Annotated in this window: 10 protein-coding genes and 1 pseudogene; 7 read left to right on the forward strand and 4 right to left on the reverse strand. The window is 72.9% G+C overall.

What is annotated here, in order from left to right:
* Positions 1–134 precede the first annotated feature (134 nt).
* Positions 135–551: a DUF1992 domain-containing protein gene (locus tag ACFXG1_RS01420; RefSeq protein WP_384740158.1), complete on the forward strand. Its 417-nt coding sequence runs from the start codon at positions 135–137 to the stop codon at positions 549–551.
* Between the two features lie 341 nt (positions 552–892).
* On the opposite strand, the pseudogene ACFXG1_RS01425 reads toward ACFXG1_RS01420, so the two are convergent.
* Positions 893–2,116: pseudogene (locus ACFXG1_RS01425) on the reverse strand (MFS transporter); the annotation flags it as partial.
* Positions 2,117–2,402: 286 nt separating this feature from the next.
* On the opposite strand from ACFXG1_RS01425, the gene ACFXG1_RS01430 reads away from it, so the two are divergent.
* The 4 genes from ACFXG1_RS01430 to ACFXG1_RS01445 all read left to right on the forward strand — a co-directional run bounded on the left by ACFXG1_RS01430 (position 2,403) and on the right by ACFXG1_RS01445 (position 9,146).
* The gene (locus ACFXG1_RS01430; RefSeq protein ID WP_384740161.1) at positions 2,403–4,085 is read left to right on the forward strand and encodes an AMP-binding protein; all 1,683 of its coding nucleotides are present in this window, start codon (positions 2,403–2,405) and stop codon (positions 4,083–4,085) included.
* 201 nt (positions 4,086–4,286) lie between these two features.
* Complete coding sequence (locus ACFXG1_RS01435; protein WP_384740164.1) at positions 4,287–6,212, forward strand: CoA transferase; 1,926 nt, start codon at positions 4,287–4,289, stop codon at positions 6,210–6,212.
* Positions 6,209–7,876 carry a class I adenylate-forming enzyme family protein gene (locus ACFXG1_RS01440; RefSeq protein WP_384718828.1) on the forward strand — a complete coding sequence of 556 codons (1,668 nt, stop codon included), beginning with the start codon at positions 6,209–6,211 and terminating at the stop codon, positions 7,874–7,876. The genes ACFXG1_RS01435 and ACFXG1_RS01440 overlap by 4 nt, the downstream gene beginning before the upstream one ends.
* Before the next feature lie 13 nt (positions 7,877–7,889).
* Positions 7,890–9,146, forward strand: coding sequence for an acyl-CoA dehydrogenase family protein (locus ACFXG1_RS01445; RefSeq protein WP_384740167.1), 1,257 nt, complete (start codon positions 7,890–7,892; stop codon positions 9,144–9,146).
* 85 nt (positions 9,147–9,231) lie between these two features.
* Here ACFXG1_RS01445 and ACFXG1_RS01450 read toward each other — a convergent pair whose 3' ends face one another.
* Genes ACFXG1_RS01450 through ACFXG1_RS01460 form a run of 3 tightly spaced genes read right to left on the reverse strand, consistent with a single transcriptional unit; the run spans position 9,232 to position 12,381 of the window.
* On the reverse strand, positions 9,232–10,371 hold the full coding sequence (locus tag ACFXG1_RS01450) for a sugar ABC transporter permease (RefSeq protein ID WP_384724111.1): 1,140 nt from the start codon (positions 10,369–10,371) through the stop codon (positions 9,232–9,234).
* 4 nt (positions 10,372–10,375) lie between these two features.
* On the reverse strand, positions 10,376–11,188 hold the full coding sequence (locus tag ACFXG1_RS01455) for a thioesterase family protein (RefSeq protein WP_384740172.1): 813 nt from the start codon (positions 11,186–11,188) through the stop codon (positions 10,376–10,378).
* Positions 11,185–12,381 (reverse strand): MFS transporter, encoded by a 1,197-nt coding sequence (locus ACFXG1_RS01460; RefSeq protein WP_384740175.1) that lies wholly within the window; start codon positions 12,379–12,381, stop codon positions 11,185–11,187. Before ACFXG1_RS01460 ends, ACFXG1_RS01455 begins: the two co-directional genes overlap by 4 nt.
* Before the next feature lie 73 nt (positions 12,382–12,454).
* Here ACFXG1_RS01460 and ACFXG1_RS01465 point away from each other — a divergent pair, with 73 nt between their 5' ends.
* Both ACFXG1_RS01465 and ACFXG1_RS01470 read left to right on the forward strand, forming a co-directional pair.
* Positions 12,455–13,084, forward strand: coding sequence for a TetR/AcrR family transcriptional regulator (locus ACFXG1_RS01465; RefSeq protein WP_384722384.1), 630 nt, complete (start codon positions 12,455–12,457; stop codon positions 13,082–13,084).
* A 326-nt stretch (positions 13,085–13,410) separates the two neighbouring features.
* Positions 13,411–15,687, forward strand: a complete 2,277-nt coding sequence (locus ACFXG1_RS01470; RefSeq protein WP_384714991.1) for an MMPL family transporter — start codon at positions 13,411–13,413, stop codon at positions 15,685–15,687.
* Positions 15,688–15,708: the final 21 nt, after the last annotated feature.

A 15,708-nucleotide genomic window follows, 5' to 3' on the forward strand; every position in this document is an offset into this window, starting at 1 on the left:
CTCCCGCCCCGTACGCCCCTCGCGTACGGACCACGGCATCGTGCCACGCGGCCCGGCGGCCCGGTACGGGGCGGCGGTGGCCGCGCGACCGGGGCTCCGGGGACGATTCCGGCGCCCGGTGGGACACTGGACGCATGACGGAACGCAAGCCGCCGGGCATGAACTTCGAGTCCTGGGTGGACCGGCAGATCCGCGACGCGGAGCGGCGCGGTGAGTTCGCGTCGCTGCCGGGCGCGGGCGAGCCGCTGCCCTCGGCCGTCGAGGCGCCCTACGACGAGAACTGGTGGATCAAGCGGAAGCTGGAGCGCGAGGGCTTCGCGTCGCTGCCGCCGACCCTGGCCCTGCGCAAGGAGGTCGAGGACGTGCTCGACGCCGCCTGGGCCGCCCCGACCGAGGCGGCGGCGTGCCGTCTGGTCGAGAAGATCAATCCGCGGATCCGGCAGATGATGCTGCGCCCGCCGCCGGGACCTCCCCTGGGGCTCAAGCCGTTCGACCTCGGCGAGATCGCCCGCGAGTGGCGCACCCGCCGGACTCCCCCCGGGGGCGCCTGACGGATCTCCGGCGGACCGCGCGGGTCCGGTGGCCGGGCCCGGAGCCGTACTACCGGACCGGGCGGGAGCCGTACGCCGTCCGCTCGGGCCCGGAGCCGTACGCCGTCCGCGGGCTTCATGGACTCGTCGCCCTCGGGCTGGCCGCTGCCCTCCGCCGCGTCCAGGGCCCGGCCGCGGCGGATCAGCCAGATACCGATCAGCACACCGACGACGGCCAGCAGTCCGGCGCCCAGGAACCCGAGGCGGAAGCCCTCGTTCACCGCGAAGGCGTCCGACGGTCCGTCCACGGAGTCGGTACGGGCCTCCGCGAGCGCCGCCAGCACGGCGATGCCCAGTCCCGCGCCGATGCGCTGGGCGGTGTTGACGACGGCGGAGATCACCCCGGTCTCGTGCACCTCGACGGCCTTGACCGCGGGGATCGTCGATCCGACGAACACCGCGGGGAGTCCGACGGCGAAGACGACCGCGGCGGGCAGATAGTCGGTCAGGAAGTCGGCGCCGACCGGCATCCTGCTCATCAGCAGCAGCCCGAGCGCGAGGAAGGCCATCCCGAGGGTGAGGACGGCCCGCGGCCCCCAGGCCGCCAGCGCCGGGGGGATCGCCGTCCGGGAGACGATCAGGTTCACCACGGCGATGGGCAGGACGGCCAGTCCGCTCTCCAGCGGTGTGTAGTCGCGCACCTCCTGGAAGTAGAGCGCCAGGAAGACGAAAGCCGGCACATGCGCCGCGCCCACGATGACACTGGCGAGGGTGGAGCCGCTGATATCGGGGTTCCGGAAGAGCCGGAAGGGCAGCAGCGGATCGTCCGAGCGGCGTTCCACGACCACGAACGCGACGCCGAGCGCGGCCCCGGCCACGCCGAGCAGGACCGTGAAGCCGTCCAGGTCGCCCTCGGCCGCCACGGTGACCACATAGACGAGCAGGAGCAGCGCCGACGTACCGGTGGCGATACCGGGCAGGTCGAGCCGGTCGCGGACCCGGATCAGGGACGTCACGTCGTCCGGAGGCAGCAGCCGTCCGCTGAGGAACAGCCCAGCCACTCCGATGGGGACGTTGATCAGGAAGATCCACGGCCAGCTCAGCACTTCGACGATCAGACCGCCCAGCACCACACCGCCCGCGGCGCCGACCGCGCCCATCGCGCTCCACCAGCCGAAGGCCCGCCGGTGCGCGGCGGGGTCGGTGAAGATCACGGTGAGCAGCGAGAGTTCGGCGGGGATCAGGATGGCGGCGCCCACGCCCTGGAGCGCGCGGGCGGCGATCAGCATCCAGTCCCAGGCCGCCAGCCCCGCGAGGAGGGAGGCGAAGGTGAAGACGGCCAGACCGACCTGGAACATCCTTCGGCGCCCGAGGATGTCGGTGGCCCGTCCGGCGCCCAGCTGGAACCCTCCGAACGTCACCTGGTAGGCCGTCCCGACCCAGGCGAGCCCGACGACCGTCAGGCCGAGCGACGCCCCGATGGCGGGCAGCGCCACGTTGACGATCGACACATCCAAGAACACCACGAGCTCCACCGAGGTGAGGAGCAGCAAAGCCGCCCTTTTCCCCTGGAGAACACCGCTCATGTCTCTCCTCCGCACGGCTGACTAAAATTAACTAAAGCTTTCCTCTAAAGCTCCACTCTAGTCAAGCTGAGCTTGACTACCACGGCTGATCAGCATCGGCGGAAAATGATCGACCTTGACTGGAGTTGGACGCTAGAGTATTCATATGGCCACCTTTGGATGGCAGTAGGGGGAACGCCAGATGCAAGGAGACAGCAGCACACCCGGTCACTGTCCGGAACTCTCCGGTGACTGCGGAGCAAGGCTCGATACGTTGTCCGCCCAGTGGGGCCGACCGATTCAGCATGTGATCCACGCCATCGCCCTCACCGTGCTCGGGCGCCAGGCCGTCGACGGCGCGGTCCGGCTGCGCGCGGACGGGGTCGACCGGGGGCGGCTCGTCCTGCCCCGCACCATCGGCATCGCCGAGGCCGCCCGGCTCACCGGGGAACTCGTGGGCGACGCCGGCTCGGTCGTCGTCACCACCGCCACCGGCGGCTCGGGCCTGCCCGAGCTGGTCCGGCTGGAGGTCCTTCGCCGCGCGGACGGGACCCTCGCCGTTCCCGTCACCGCTTCGGCCCGTCAGGCGGACCGGCTCCGCCACGCCTGGCACCATCCGTACACCGCGTCGGCGACGGTCCGCGACGTCCCGCTGGTCTCCCCGGACGACGCCAGGGACCTGGCCCGCTGGGACGAGAACCTCGCCCCGATCCCGGCCACCACACTCGACGCCACCTTCAGCCGGATAGCCCGCGCCTTACCCGCGGCGACCGCCGTCGCCGCCGGGGACCACCGGCTCACCTACGCGCAGGTGGAGGCGCAGGCGTCCCGGCTGGCCGGGCTGCTCGTCCACTCGGGCGTCCAGCTCGGCGAACCCGTCGTGGTCGTGAGCGACCGCCCCTTCCGCGCGGTCGTCGAACAGCTCGCCGTCCTCAAGGCGGGCGCCGTCTGTCTGCCCGTCGGCCGGGTCACCCGGCTGCGGGCCCGGGAGCTGACCGCGTTGAGCGGGGCCCGTTACGTCCTCGGGGACGGCCCCGGTGTCGCGCCCTGGGAACCGTACTGCCGCACGCTCTCCGCGCGGCAGGCCCATCAGACCCCCGAGCGGGGCCCGGAGGGGACAACCCCCGAGCCCTCCCTGCCCCGCTCGGGCTTCACCGACGTCGCGTACTGCCTCGTCGACACCCCGGACCGGGGCCGGCCGGGCGGCCGGCTCTCCGCCCATGACGCCTGGGGGTCCGCCACCCTGTCCAGGATCCGGCGGATCGGCCGCGCCTCCGGGGAGATCGCGGTCTGCGCCCGCCCCTGGGACCCGGCCTTCGTCTCCGCCATGTGGTGGGCCTTCGCCTGCGGAGGACTGCTCCGCTGGCACGATCCGTCGGCGGCGGACGTCCACCGCTCCGTCGCCCGGCATCTCACCGGCAGCCTCCGGCCCGACGCCCTGCTCACCGCCGAGCAGTACGCACGGGTCCTGGCGGCCGTGGACCGCCCGGCCGCGCCCGGCGCCCGCGCCGTGGTGCTGACCGGGGAGCCGACGGGCGACCGCACGGCGGCGCGGCATGCCGCGAAACTGCCGGGGGCCAGGCTCTTCGCCGAGTTCAGCGGGGACGGCGCACCACTGCCGTGGACCGTACGCGAACTGCTCACCGGTACGGCACCGGCGGCCGCGGCCGGGGACCCCGCCGCGGCGTTCACCCCGATCGGCCGGCCGGCGCCCAACGTCCGCGTACGGATCCTGGACGAGGCCGGCCGGGCCCTGCCGCCGGGGCTCGTCGGCGAACTCCGCGCCGAGGGCAGCGCCCTGTCCTGCGCGACGCTGCCGCCCGGTGGCAGCCAGCCCGGCTATCCCGATCCCCTGCTGGCCTCCGGCCGGCTCGCCCGGCTGCGGGCGGACGGCGCCCTGGAACTGGCCGACGCCCGGCCCGCTCCCCCGGCCGCCCCCCATGTCCTGGTCCGCAGGGCTCCCTCGGCGGTCGGCGCCCTGCGGCGCTGACGCCCCCCGTTCCGGCCGAACCGGCCGGTAACGCCACCTCCGTTTCCCGCCTCCCCCGCCACGGCGGATCCGCCGATGACGCCGGGAACGGTCCGCCGCCGCTCACGGGCACCCCCGCGCCCACCGCCGGGACCCCGTCCATCTCCCCACGCCCCCGTGCTGTCACCGGTCCTATCCAGCATGAAGGAGATCAGCATGCACATGGCTGCCACCGCCCCTTCAGGAGTCGCCGCACCACAAGGCGGGAACCCTCTGGCCCACGCGGCCGCGCCACTCGCCGGCTTCACCGTCGCCTACCCGGAGCGGCTCCCCGCGAGCGATGTGCTCCTGCGGCATCTGTCCTCGCTCGGCGCGGTCCTGACCCGCGACGACAGCGGCAGACCCGATCAGGCCGTACGGCTCACGGCGCTCGGCGCATCGGGCCCCGTGCTCGACTGTCGTATCGACTGGTCGGAGCCCGGCCCCGACACCGCCTCCATCACCGACGAGACCGCCGTCCAGGCCGCCGCGGGCCTGATGTCCGTCCACGGACGGCGGACGGGGATACCCACCCGGATACCCGTGGACTACGCGTCGGCCTGCTCGGGCGTCGTCGCGGTCCAGGGCGTCCTGGCCGCCCTGATCGCCCGGGAACGGGGCACCGCCGTGTCCCGGGTCGGCACCACCGTCACCCACGCGGGTCTGCTCGCGATCTCCCAGTACCTGGCCGCCGCCAGCGCGGAGGACGACGAGATCGTGCCGAAGGACACCCCGGAGAACGGTCCGCCGTTCCGCAGCCGCGACGGGGTCTGGTTCGAGATCGAGGCCCTCGACCAGCGGCCCTGGCAGGCGTTCTGGGCCGAACTCGGCGTCGCCGAGCAGGATGTGCGCCGCGGCTACCAGCCGTTCGTGATGCGCTACCCCAAGGCCGTCTCCCCGCTGCCCGCCTCCCTCGCCGCCGCCGTCGCGGAACGCGACTTCGCCGACCTCGACGACATCGCGGCGCGGACCGGGATGAGCGTCTGCCGGATCCGGACCGTCGACGAGCGCCGGGCCGACCGCGACGCGCTGGTGGACGGCAGGGTGCCGGGGCCCTGGAGGCTCACCCCGTCCGACGACCCGGCGCCGGACGCGCCCGCCGCCGTACCGCCCACCCCGGACCAGCCCCTGCGGGGCATCACGGTGGTCGAGGCCGGACGGCGCATCCAGGCGCCGATGGCCACCCTGGTCCTACGGCTCCTCGGCGCCCGGGTGGTCAGGATCGAACCCCACGACGGCGATCCGCTGCGCGGTATGCCGCCGATGGTCGGCGACTGCTCCGCCCGCTTCATCGCCCTCAACCGGGGCAAGGAGGTGCTCTGGGCCGATCTCAAGTCCGCCGACGGCCGGGCCGCCGTAGTCGAACTGGTCAGGAACGCCGATGTGTTCCTCCACAACTGGGCGCCCGGCAAGGCCGCCGCCTTCGGACTCGACTCCGACCAGTTGCTGAAGGTCAACCCCCGGCTCGTCTACGGCTACTCGTCCGGATGGGGCGACGCGCTCGGCGACAACCCGCCCCTGGGCACCGACTTCATGGCCCAGGCGTACTCGGGGCTCGCCCGGCAGATGTCGGTGGACGGCACCCCCCGGCCGTCCCTGATGACGCTGATCGACGTCCTCGGCGGACTGGTCGCCGCCGAGGGTCTTCTCGCGGGGCTCCTGTGGCGGGAGCGCAACGGGCGCGGTCTCCGGGTCGACACATCCCTGCTGTCCGCGTCGACCGTGCTCCAGTACGACGTCCTCGAACGGGCCAGGAACCGGCACGCCCCCGGCTGCGGCAACACCGCGGCGCCGGTGCTCGACGGCCCCTGGGCCACCTCCGACGGGCTGCTCGCCCTGTCCGCGCGCTCCCACACCGCCGCCGGCAGGCTCTGCCGGGCCCTCGGCCTCGACACCGCCCTGACCGAGGAGGACCTCGGGTCCGCGGTGGCGGACCTGCTCGCCGGAGGGACGACCGCCGAGTGGGTCGCCGGACTCACCGCGGCGGGCGTCCCGGCGACCCCCGTCGCCACCGACCTGGCGGCGCTGCCGGACGCCCCGGTCGCCCGGCGCGCCCTCGCCCGTCGGGAGTGCACCCTCGTCACCGCCCCCTGGAGGTTCGACGCATGACCGCCACCGTCTTCCACGACCTGGTGCCCGCCGAACTCCGCGCACGGTGGACCACCGAGGGCCGCTACCCCGGCAAGTCCCTGTTCGCGCTCTTCCAGGAGCACGCCGCAGCCCGGCCGAACGCCCCCGCCGTCCTCGACGGACAGGGCGTGACGACCTACGCCGAGCTGGAGCGTACGGCCCTGGGTCTGGCGAGCGCCCTGATCGACTCGGGCACCCGCCCCGGCGACGTGGTCGCCGTCAACCTCGGCAACGGCCGGCTGGCCTGCGCCGTGGACCTCGCCGTCGCCGCCGTGGGCGCGATCGGGCTGCCGTACCCCATCGGACGGCGGCGCCAGGACACCTACGCCATGCTCCGCCGGGCCCGGCCGACCACCGCGGTGATCACCCGTCAGGTCGGTGAGACCGACTACGGGGCCCTGATCGACGAGCTGCGGCCGGAACTCCCCGATCTGCGGGAGGTCTTCGTCGTCGGCGAGCCCCTGCCTGGGATGCGCTCCGTCGACGAGCTGCTCGCCGAGCTGCCCGAGCCCCCGGCCGCCCTCCCCGCGACGGACCCGGACTCCGTCGCGCGGATCCTGGTCTCCTCGGGATCCGAGGCCGAGCCGAAGATGGTCGCCTACTCGCACAACGCGCTGGCCGGCGGGCGCGGGGCGTTCGTCAGCTCCCTGGTGCGCGGCGAGGGACCGCCGCGGATCATGTTCATGGTGCCCCTCGCGTCGTCCTTCGGCTCCACGGGGACCTTCGTCACCCTCGCGGTCCTCGGCGGCAGCCTGGTGCTGATGCCCCGGTTCAGCGCCGCCGATGCGGTCCGGCTGATCGGGGAGCACCGGCCGACGCACCTCATGGGCGTGCCCACGATGTTCCAGGAGATGCTGGCCGATCCCCGGCTGGGGACGGACGCGGCGGACCGGGTGGACACCTCGTCCCTCACCGCACTGGTCTGCGGCGGCGCCGGGGTGGACCCCAGGACCGTCGAGGAGTGCGTGCGGGCCTTCGGCTGTGCCTTCGTCAATCTGTACGGATCGGCCGACGGCGTCAACTGCCACACCCAGATCGAGGACGATCTGGCGACCGTGCAGAACACCGCGGGACGCCCCAACCCGGATGTCACCACGATCCGGATCACCGCCGACGACGGCTCCGAGGTGCCGCTCGGCGGCATCGGGGAGATCTGGTCCCGCGGGCCGATGACCCCGCTGTGCTACGTCAACGCCCCCGAACTGGACGCCCTCTACCGTACCGAGGGCGGTTGGGTGCGCACCGGTGACCTCGGGCGGATCGACGAGTCCGGGCGGCTGAACATCACCGGCCGCCAGAAGGAGATCATCATCCGGGCCGGGCTCAACATCAGCCCCGCCGAGGTCGAGTCGATGGTCAACACCCACCCGGCGGTGAAGAGCGCCGTCTGTCTGGGCATCCCGCACACACTCCTCGGCGAGCAGGTCTGTGTCTGGGTGGTGCCGCTGCCCGGCCAGCCGGTGCCGGAGCTGAACGAGCTGAGGCGCTATCTCTTCGAGGACCGGGGTCTGGAGCGGGCCAAGCTGCCCGAGCGGATCGTCGTCCTCGACGAACTGCCCATCAGCCCCGCCGGCAAGGTCGACAAGCACGCGCTCAAGGCGGCCGTGCCGCCCGAATCCCCGGCTTCCCGAGCCCGTTCCTAAGGACGAGACCGAGATGAACGTGCCCATGACGAACGCCATCGACACCATCGAGAACACCACCGCCCGCACCCCGGCTCAGGACCCCTTCGCCCTGCCCGAGCCGATCGCGGCGCTCCGCCGGCAGGTGCGGGAGTTCATCCGTACCGAGGTCTTCCCGGCCGAGCCCGTCCTGGCCTCCGGCACCCCCGAGGCACGGGCCCTGCTGCGCGACCTCCAGGGGAAGGCCAAGGCCAACGGCTTGTGGGCGCTGGCCCATCCGGAGGAGCTGGGCGGCCGCGATCTGTCCCTGACCGAGTACGTCCATATCGGCGAGGCCGAGGGCGAGTCCGAGTTCGGGCCCGCCGTACTGGGCTCCGAGCACCTCCTCGACGCGCTGATGCTGCACCGGCACGCCCCCGAGGGGATCCGCGAGCGCTATCTGCCGGGTCTGGTGGGCGGTGAGGTGATGCCGTGTTACGGCATGTCGGAGCCGGGGCGGTCCGGTTCCGACCCGTCGCTGATGACGACCCGCGCCGAGCCGTGCGAGGGGGGCTGGTCGATCCGGGGCCGCAAATGGTTCAGCCGGGCCGCGCACGCCGACTTCATCACGGTGATGTGCCGTACCGAGCCGCTGGGCGTACCCAACGGCCAGGCGTTCACCATGTTCCTGGTGCCCACCGGGACCGAGGGCTTCACCATCGTGCGGGAGCTGTCGGTCCTGGGGACGACGGGTGATCACTGCGAGATGACCTTCGACAATGTCAGGGTCCCGGACGAGTACCGGATCGGGGAGCGCGGCAAGGGCTTCCCGGTCGCGGGCGAGCGGCTCGATCTGGGCCGTACGCTGCGGGCCGTCCAGTGGCTGGGGCAGTCGATGCGCGCCTTCGACCTGATGGGCCACCGGCTGCACGCCCGCAGCGCGTTCGGTGAGCCGCTCGCGGCGAAGCAGCTGATGCAGCAGCACATCTTCGACTCGTACACCGACATCCAGTCGGCGCGGGCGCAGGTGCTGCGGGCCGCCGCGGCGGTGGACAGCGGGCGGCGGGCCTATGTGGAGGTCGCGGCGGCGAAGGTGCTGGCGTCGCGGGCGCTGTGCCAGGTACTCGACCGCGCGGTGCAGGTGTTCGGCGCCGAGGGACTGATCGACGACACCCCGATCAGCCGGATGTACCGGCGGGCGCGGGCGACCCGGATCTACGACGGTCCGGACGAGCTGCACGCCCATACGGTCGCCAAGCGGCTGCTGAAGCCGTTCGCCACCGGTCCCGACGCGGTGGTGGAGGTGTTCTGACGGCCGCCGCTCCCGGGCCGTAGGACCTGACGGCGGCGGGCTCCGGTACGGGAAGTCCCGTACCGGAGCCCGCCGCTTCGCCGGGTCAGCCGCCGGGGGCGGGGTCCGTGTCCGGCCGTAGTCGCAGCAGCGCCGCGAGGAGGAAGTAGTCGCCCCAGACCAGTTCATGGGCGACGGCCGTCCCGGAGGCCATGTCGTAGCAGCCGTCCAGGAGGGCCCCGGCGGGCGGTGCGGCGGCGTCCGCGCCGGGCCGGGTGAGATGGCCGTCGACGAGCCGGGCGACCAGTTCGGCCCCGGCCCGCCGGTACCGTACGGCGGCCGGTCCTTCGAGCGTGTCGGCCAGCCGCAGCATCGTCTCGGCGGCGATGGCGCCCGCCGAGGTGTCCCGGGGGCCGCCGGGGTCGTCGAAGCTCCACGGGGGCACGTCCCCGCCGGTGCGCTCCAGCCAGACGTCGGTGGTGCGCAGGGCCGCGTCCAGGAAGGCCGGGGCGGGTGACCGCAGGGCGCGGGCCGCGGTGGTGAGGGCGGCCATGCCCCAGGCCTGGCCGCGTGGCCAGCCGTCGTGCGGAGCCCCGGCCGGGTCGGCGGGGGCCGGTTCGCCGGGGCGGGCCGTGGCCCGGATCGTGCCGTCCGGGGTGACGCAGTGCGTCAGGACGGCGGTGGCATGGGCCTCGGCCAGCTTCTCCCAGCCGGGTTCGCCGTGGTCGCGTCCGGCCCGGTCCAGCAGGGCGATCACGGCCGCCGCCGCGTCCACGCCGAGGGTGCCGGCGCCGCGTTCGCCGTGGCCGAGCGCCGTGCCGAGCGGGACGTAGTCGCCGCCGGAGCCGTCCGGCCCGCCGGACCTGCCGGACGCGGCGAGGGCCGCCGCGCCCTCCCTGGCCACCGCCGCGGCCTCGGGTTCGCCGCACAGCAAGGCGCCGTGCGCCGCCCCGTACCAGAAGGTCATTCCGCGGGTGTCGGTGTCGTCGGCGGCGCGTTCCCGCAGCCGCCGGGTGGTGTCGAGGGCGCGGGCCCGGTCCTCGGGGGCGCCCGAGTGCGCGGCCGTGAGCCAGAGCAGACCCGCCCAGAAGCCCCCGGTCCACGAGCCGCGACGGGTGGTCGTCCAGACCCCGGTGGCGGGGTCGGCGTAGAGGGGGAAGCGTTCGCCGACCTCGCCGGCGGTGCGGCGGACCCGCCCGGTCATGGCGGTGGCGGCGGACTCGATGCCGTACGCGTCGATGGTCACCGGCTCACTCCTTGGTGATCAGCAGGGTCTGGGCGGCGGTGCCGAACTCCCCCGCGGTGTCGATGAGGACGGCCTCGGCGACACCCCGGCCGACGACCCCGGGCCTGGTCCTGGCCCGCAGGGCGACCCACTCGCCCACCGGCGGCCGGATCAGGTGGACCGTCAGATCGAGATTGGTCCAGCGGTAGAGGTCCGGGGGGAGGACGGCGCCGATGCCGTGGGTGAGGTCGGCGAGGGCGACCGCGGCCTGTTCGGGCGCGCCGTGCTCCCCGGCGACGGTGGTACGGAGCCGGGCCCAGGCGGTCGCGCCGAGCGGGTTGTCGGGGTCGTCGACGAGGACGGTCTCGGTGGCGTCGCGGTTGAACGAAGGACGCTCGGAGCGGTCGGCGACGGCCCAGCCGCCGTCCCGGGGCGGGGCGTCGGGCTCCCGCGGCAGCCCCGGGGGCAGATCGGTGGCGGCGCGGCGGACGCCGAGGATCCCGGCGGCGGCGACGGGGGTGCCGTCGGCGGTGATCGTGACATCGACGGCGGCGAAGCTGCGACCGCTGCGCACCGGGCGGACGTCGACGCGCAGGGGGGCCGCGGGGACCGGGCCGAGGAAGTCGACGGAGATCCGGGCCAGGGGCCGCTCGGGGCCCAGTTCGGCGGCGGCCCGATGGGCGGCGAGGGCGGCGACGGCACCGCCGTGCAGCCGTCCGGCGTGCCAGGGGCCGATGGCCAGGTCGGTGGGCTCGTAGGCGCCGTCGACCGGGCGGAAGAGGGTGCCGACGGGACGTAAGGGAGTCTCGGGTCCTTCGATGCGTACCCGGCCGCTCATGCGCGTACCGCCCTTCGTACCTGGAGACCGCAGACGACGGAGGTGAGGAAGGCGACGCCGACGAGGGTCCAGCCCGCGGTGTAGCCGCCGGATCCGTCGGCCAGCAGGCCGAAGGCGAGGGGGCCCACCACGAAGCCGCCGAAGAAACCCATGGAGACCAGGGCGGAGGCGTGTCCGGTGGCGCCGAAGGCGGGACTGCGGACGACGGCGACCATCGAGACCGCGTTGGCGGCGACGGCGGAGCCGCCGAGGCCGATGGCCCCGGCCCAGACGAGGGCGGTGGCCGACTCGGCCAGGGGGATCAGCGCCACGAAGCCGACGGCGACGGCGGCCAGGGTGACCAGGGCGACGGAGATATCGGCGAGCCGTCCGCTGTAGCGGGTCCACAGCACCCGGGCGACGATGCCGGAGGCGCCGAGCGCGGCGACGAGGGCGCCCGCCGTACGGGCGGTGAGGCCGAGTTCCTCGTGGGCGTAGAGCGGCAGATAGGTGTTGAGGGCGGCGAGTCCGGTACCGACGCCGAGTGAGTAGACGACGAGCCAGCGGGCAGCAGCGTTGGGAGCCTCAGGAAGAAGGCTCCCGGCGGGGCGCACGCCCTCCGGGCGGTCCGCGGGCAGTCCGGCCGCGGCGACGGCGGCGGCGAGGGCGACCGGGATGACCAGGGCGAGGGCGATACGCCAGTCGAGCACCGAGGCCAGGGTGGGGATCAGCAGACCCGCGGCGAAGGCGCCGAACTGGACGCCGGACTGCTTGACTCCTATCGCGGCGGGTCTGCGGGCGGGCGGCAGATGCGTGGCGATCAGCCGGTTGGTCGAGGGGTTCGCGAACGCCTGGGCGAGGCCGGCCAGGACGAGCGCGACCAGCAGCCAGCCGTAGGTACCGCCCGCCGAGAGGGCGGTGAACGCCACGGCGATGGTGACCAGCATGGCCACCAGGGTCCACCGGCCGCCCAGCAGATCGGTGAGATGCCCGGCGTAGAGGGAGAGGAGCGATGCCGTACCGAAGGCGACGGCGGTCAGGGTGCCCAACTGGGACCGCGTGATATCGAGTTCCGCCAGGAGCGAAGGACCGAGGGCACCCAGGGCGAACAGGACGAACATCGCCAGCCCCATGCCCGTGGTGAGCAGACCGACCAACCCTTTGGGCACCCGATCGACCCGCTCACCCGTTTGTATATCAGGCTCTGCGACCATACCTGCCTCCCCACAGGACAACCTTGTGTAGTATTACTCTAGATCTTAGCTCTAATGAACGGATGGTGCAGTCGTGACAGCCAAGCCCGGGACGAGACGGCGCCAGGCGGAGGAGACCCGGAACCGGGTGCTCGACGCCGCACTACGACTCTTCAAGGACAACGGCTACGGCAGCACCACGATCGAGTCGATCGCCCGCGAAGCCGGAGTCGCCGTCCAGACCATCTACTTCAAATTCGGCAATAAACAGACAATCCTCAAAGAACTGGTCGACATCCGGGTCGCCGGTGACGACGAGCCCATCCCCACCCTGGAACGGCCCTGGGTGAAACAGGCGATGGCGGCCGGGGACCCCTCCACCCAGCTGCGCCACCAGGTCGCCGCCGCCCGCGAGATCTACGAGCGGGTGGGCGAGCTGCTGGAGGTGCTCCGTACCGCCGCCGCCTCCCATCCCGACGTCGCCCCGCTGTGGGAGCGCAACAAGGAACAGCGGCTGGAGGTGCAGACCGTCCTGATGAAGGCCCTGGCCGAGAAGGAGCAGCTTCCCCCGGAGCTGACCTTCGACCGGGCCGTGGACATCAGTTACGGCCTACTGGGGCCCGAGGTCTACCACCTCCTGGTGACGGAACGCGGCTGGACCACCCAGCAGTGGGCCGACTGGGTGCACGCGGCGCTCTGCCGCGATCTCATCCGCGTCGACTGACCGGACTCCCCCGCCGCGGTTCCCCCGATCCCCCCTGTCGTCCCCACCGCCCCCGTCGTCCCGGCTTCCCCGTCTTCTTTCCGTGAGACCCGTGACCCGTCGGCCGGTCGGCCTCGTTGGACCCACCGACCCCACTGGTCCCGACAACCGCTCCACCATCGGTGCCCGGCGCGCTCTTGTGCCGGGCACGCCCCTCTCGGTGCGGCGGCGGCACGATCCGCCGCGCCGTGATCACGTACTGCCCGGCGACGGTCCGGGCCAGTCCCCGACATGCGGCGGGCCGTGGCTCTCACCGCGCCCGCCCCCGAGATCCTGGGGGAGAGCCCATGGCTCTTTCTGCACAGCCCCGCCCCGACGAGGACGGCGGGAGAACACCGGTGAACAAGGGTACGGACTCCTTAAAGCGCGAGGGCTGGCTGGCAAGGACCGCCCGGCTGCTGGCCCGGCGCAGAGTCCCCGTCTTCCTGATCGTCGCGGCGCTCACCGTGGCGGCGGGACTGCTCGGCGCGGGCGCCGGAAACCATCTCGCCAGCGGCGGCTACACACCCGAGGCGTCGGAGTCCTCCCGCGCGGAACACCTGCTCAGCGACCGGTTCAAGGCCGGTTCACCCAATATGATCCTGGTCGCCGAGGCGGACGGGCCGGTCGAGGACGCGGCCAACGCGCGGGCCGGGGCGGAGCTGACCGAACGGATCCGCAAGGAGTCCGGGGTCGTCTTCGCGCACTCCTTCTGGAGCACCAAGGACCCGGCGCTGCGCTCCAAGGACGGCCGTACGGCGCTGATCCTGATCAAGCTCGGCGGTACCGAGGACGAGTTCACCCAGAAGTCCCACGACCTCCAGCCGGACGTCACCGGCGAACAGGGCCCGCTGACGGTGACCGCCACCGGACTGGCCCCGATCAACGACCAGATCGAACGGCAGAGCGCCGAGGACCTGACCCGGGCCGAACTCCTGGCCGCGCCGCTCACCCTCCTGATACTGCTGGCCGCCTTCGGCTCGCTGGTCGCCGCGTCCCTGCCGATGGTCGTCGGGATCGTCTCCGTCGTGGGCACCCTCGCGGTCCTGCGGGTGATGGCCGAGGTCACCGATGTGTCGATCTTCGCCATGAACGTCACCACGGCGCTCGGCTTCGGACTCGCCGTCGACTACAGCCTCTTCATCGTCACCCGCTACCGGGAGGAGCTCGCCCGGGGCCTGGACGTGACCGAGGCCATCGTGGAGAGTCTGCGCACCGCGGGCCGGACCGTGCTGTTCTCCGCGCTCACCGTCGCCATCTCCCTCGCGGCGCTGATGGTCTTCCCGGTCTACTTCCTCCAGTCACTGGCGTACGCGGGCATCGCCGTGGTCATCCTGGCGGCGATGGCGTCCCTGCTGATCCTCCCCGCCCTGCTGGCGCTGATCGGACGGCATGTCGACCGGTTCGACATCTTCGCCCCGCTGCGCCGCAGGATGCCCGGCTTCAAGAAGGAGGGCGCGGGCGTCTGGCACTGGCTCTCCACCCGGGTGATGCGCCGTCCGGTCCTGATCGGCGGTGCGGTCGTCGTCGTCCTGATCCTCTTCGCCCTGCCGTTCGGGCACGCCAGATTCGGCATGACGGACGACCGGATCCTGCCGAAGGGCGCAAGCGCCCAGGTGGCCGCCGATGTCGTCCGCAGCGACTTCGACCGCGCCGCCACCGCCCCGGTGACCGTGGTCATGCCCTCCCTCGACGCCGCGGCACAGAAGGAGAAGCTCACGGAGTACGTCCGGGAGGTCTCCCGGGTCGAGCACACCCAGCGCGTGGACAGCGCCGTCGGCTCCTGGAGCGGGGGACGGCAGATCGCACCGCCGGGACCGGCGTCGGCGGCCTACAGCGACGGCCGGGGCACCTGGCTCTCCGTGGTCTCCGACGTCGACCCCAACTCCGGCCGGGGCGAGAAGCACCTCGAAGCCGTCCGGGACGTCGAGGCGCCGGCCGACCGGCTCGCGGGCGGCGACGCGGCCAGCCTGGTGGACACCAAGGCGGCGCTGGCCGACCGGATCCCCTGGGCCGCGGCGATCATCGCCCTCAGCATGTTCGTGCTGCTCTTCCTCTTCTCCGGCAGCGTCATCGTGCCGCTGAAGGCGCTGGTGTTCAACCTGCTCAGCCTCACGGCGTCGTTCGGCGCGATGGTCTACGTCTTCCAGGACGGCCATATGAAGTGGCTGGTGGGCGACTTCGTGCACACCGGCCAACTCGAGGTCACCGTGCCCCTGCTGATGTTCTGCATCGCCTTCGGGCTCTCCATGGACTACAGCGTCTTCCTGCTCTCCAGAATCCGGGAGGAGTACCTCCTCACCGGTGACAACACCCGGGCGGTCACCTTCGGCATGGACCACACGGGACGGCTCATCACGGCGGCCGCGCTGATCGTGGCCACCGTCCTGGCGGCGCTCGCGACCTCCGGGCTGAGCCTGCTCAAGCTACTGGGCGCGGGGCTCGCGCTCGCCGTGCTCGTGGACGCCACACTCGTCCGCGGCATCCTCGTCCCGGCGTTCATGAAACTCATGGGCCGGGCGAACTGGTGGGCCCCTGGACCGCTTCGGAGATTCCACGACAAGGCCGGTCTTCGCGACGGATGATTTCCGGTCCGGTACCGAGCG

This window comes from Streptomyces sp. NPDC059248, from assembly GCF_042753905.1.
Taxonomy (GTDB): domain Bacteria; phylum Actinomycetota; class Actinomycetes; order Streptomycetales; family Streptomycetaceae; genus Streptomyces.

Excerpts from the sequence above, each read along its gene's own strand:
- ACFXG1_RS01420 (WP_384740158.1), top strand. The coding sequence starts at position 135 with ATGACGGAACGCAAGCCGCCGGGCATGAACTTCGAGTCCTGGGTGGAC.
- ACFXG1_RS01435 (WP_384740164.1), top strand. The coding sequence starts at position 4,287 with ATGGCTGCCACCGCCCCTTCAGGAGTCGCCGCACCACAAGGCGGGAAC.
- ACFXG1_RS01440 (WP_384718828.1), top strand. The coding sequence starts at position 6,209 with ATGACCGCCACCGTCTTCCACGACCTGGTGCCCGCCGAACTCCGCGCA.
- ACFXG1_RS01445 (WP_384740167.1), top strand. The coding sequence starts at position 7,890 with ATGAACGTGCCCATGACGAACGCCATCGACACCATCGAGAACACCACC.
- ACFXG1_RS01455 (WP_384740172.1), bottom strand. The coding sequence starts at position 11,188 with ATGAGCGGCCGGGTACGCATCGAAGGACCCGAGACTCCCTTACGTCCC.
- ACFXG1_RS01460 (WP_384740175.1), bottom strand. The coding sequence starts at position 12,381 with ATGGTCGCAGAGCCTGATATACAAACGGGTGAGCGGGTCGATCGGGTG.
- ACFXG1_RS01470 (WP_384714991.1), top strand. The coding sequence starts at position 13,411 with ATGGCTCTTTCTGCACAGCCCCGCCCCGACGAGGACGGCGGGAGAACA.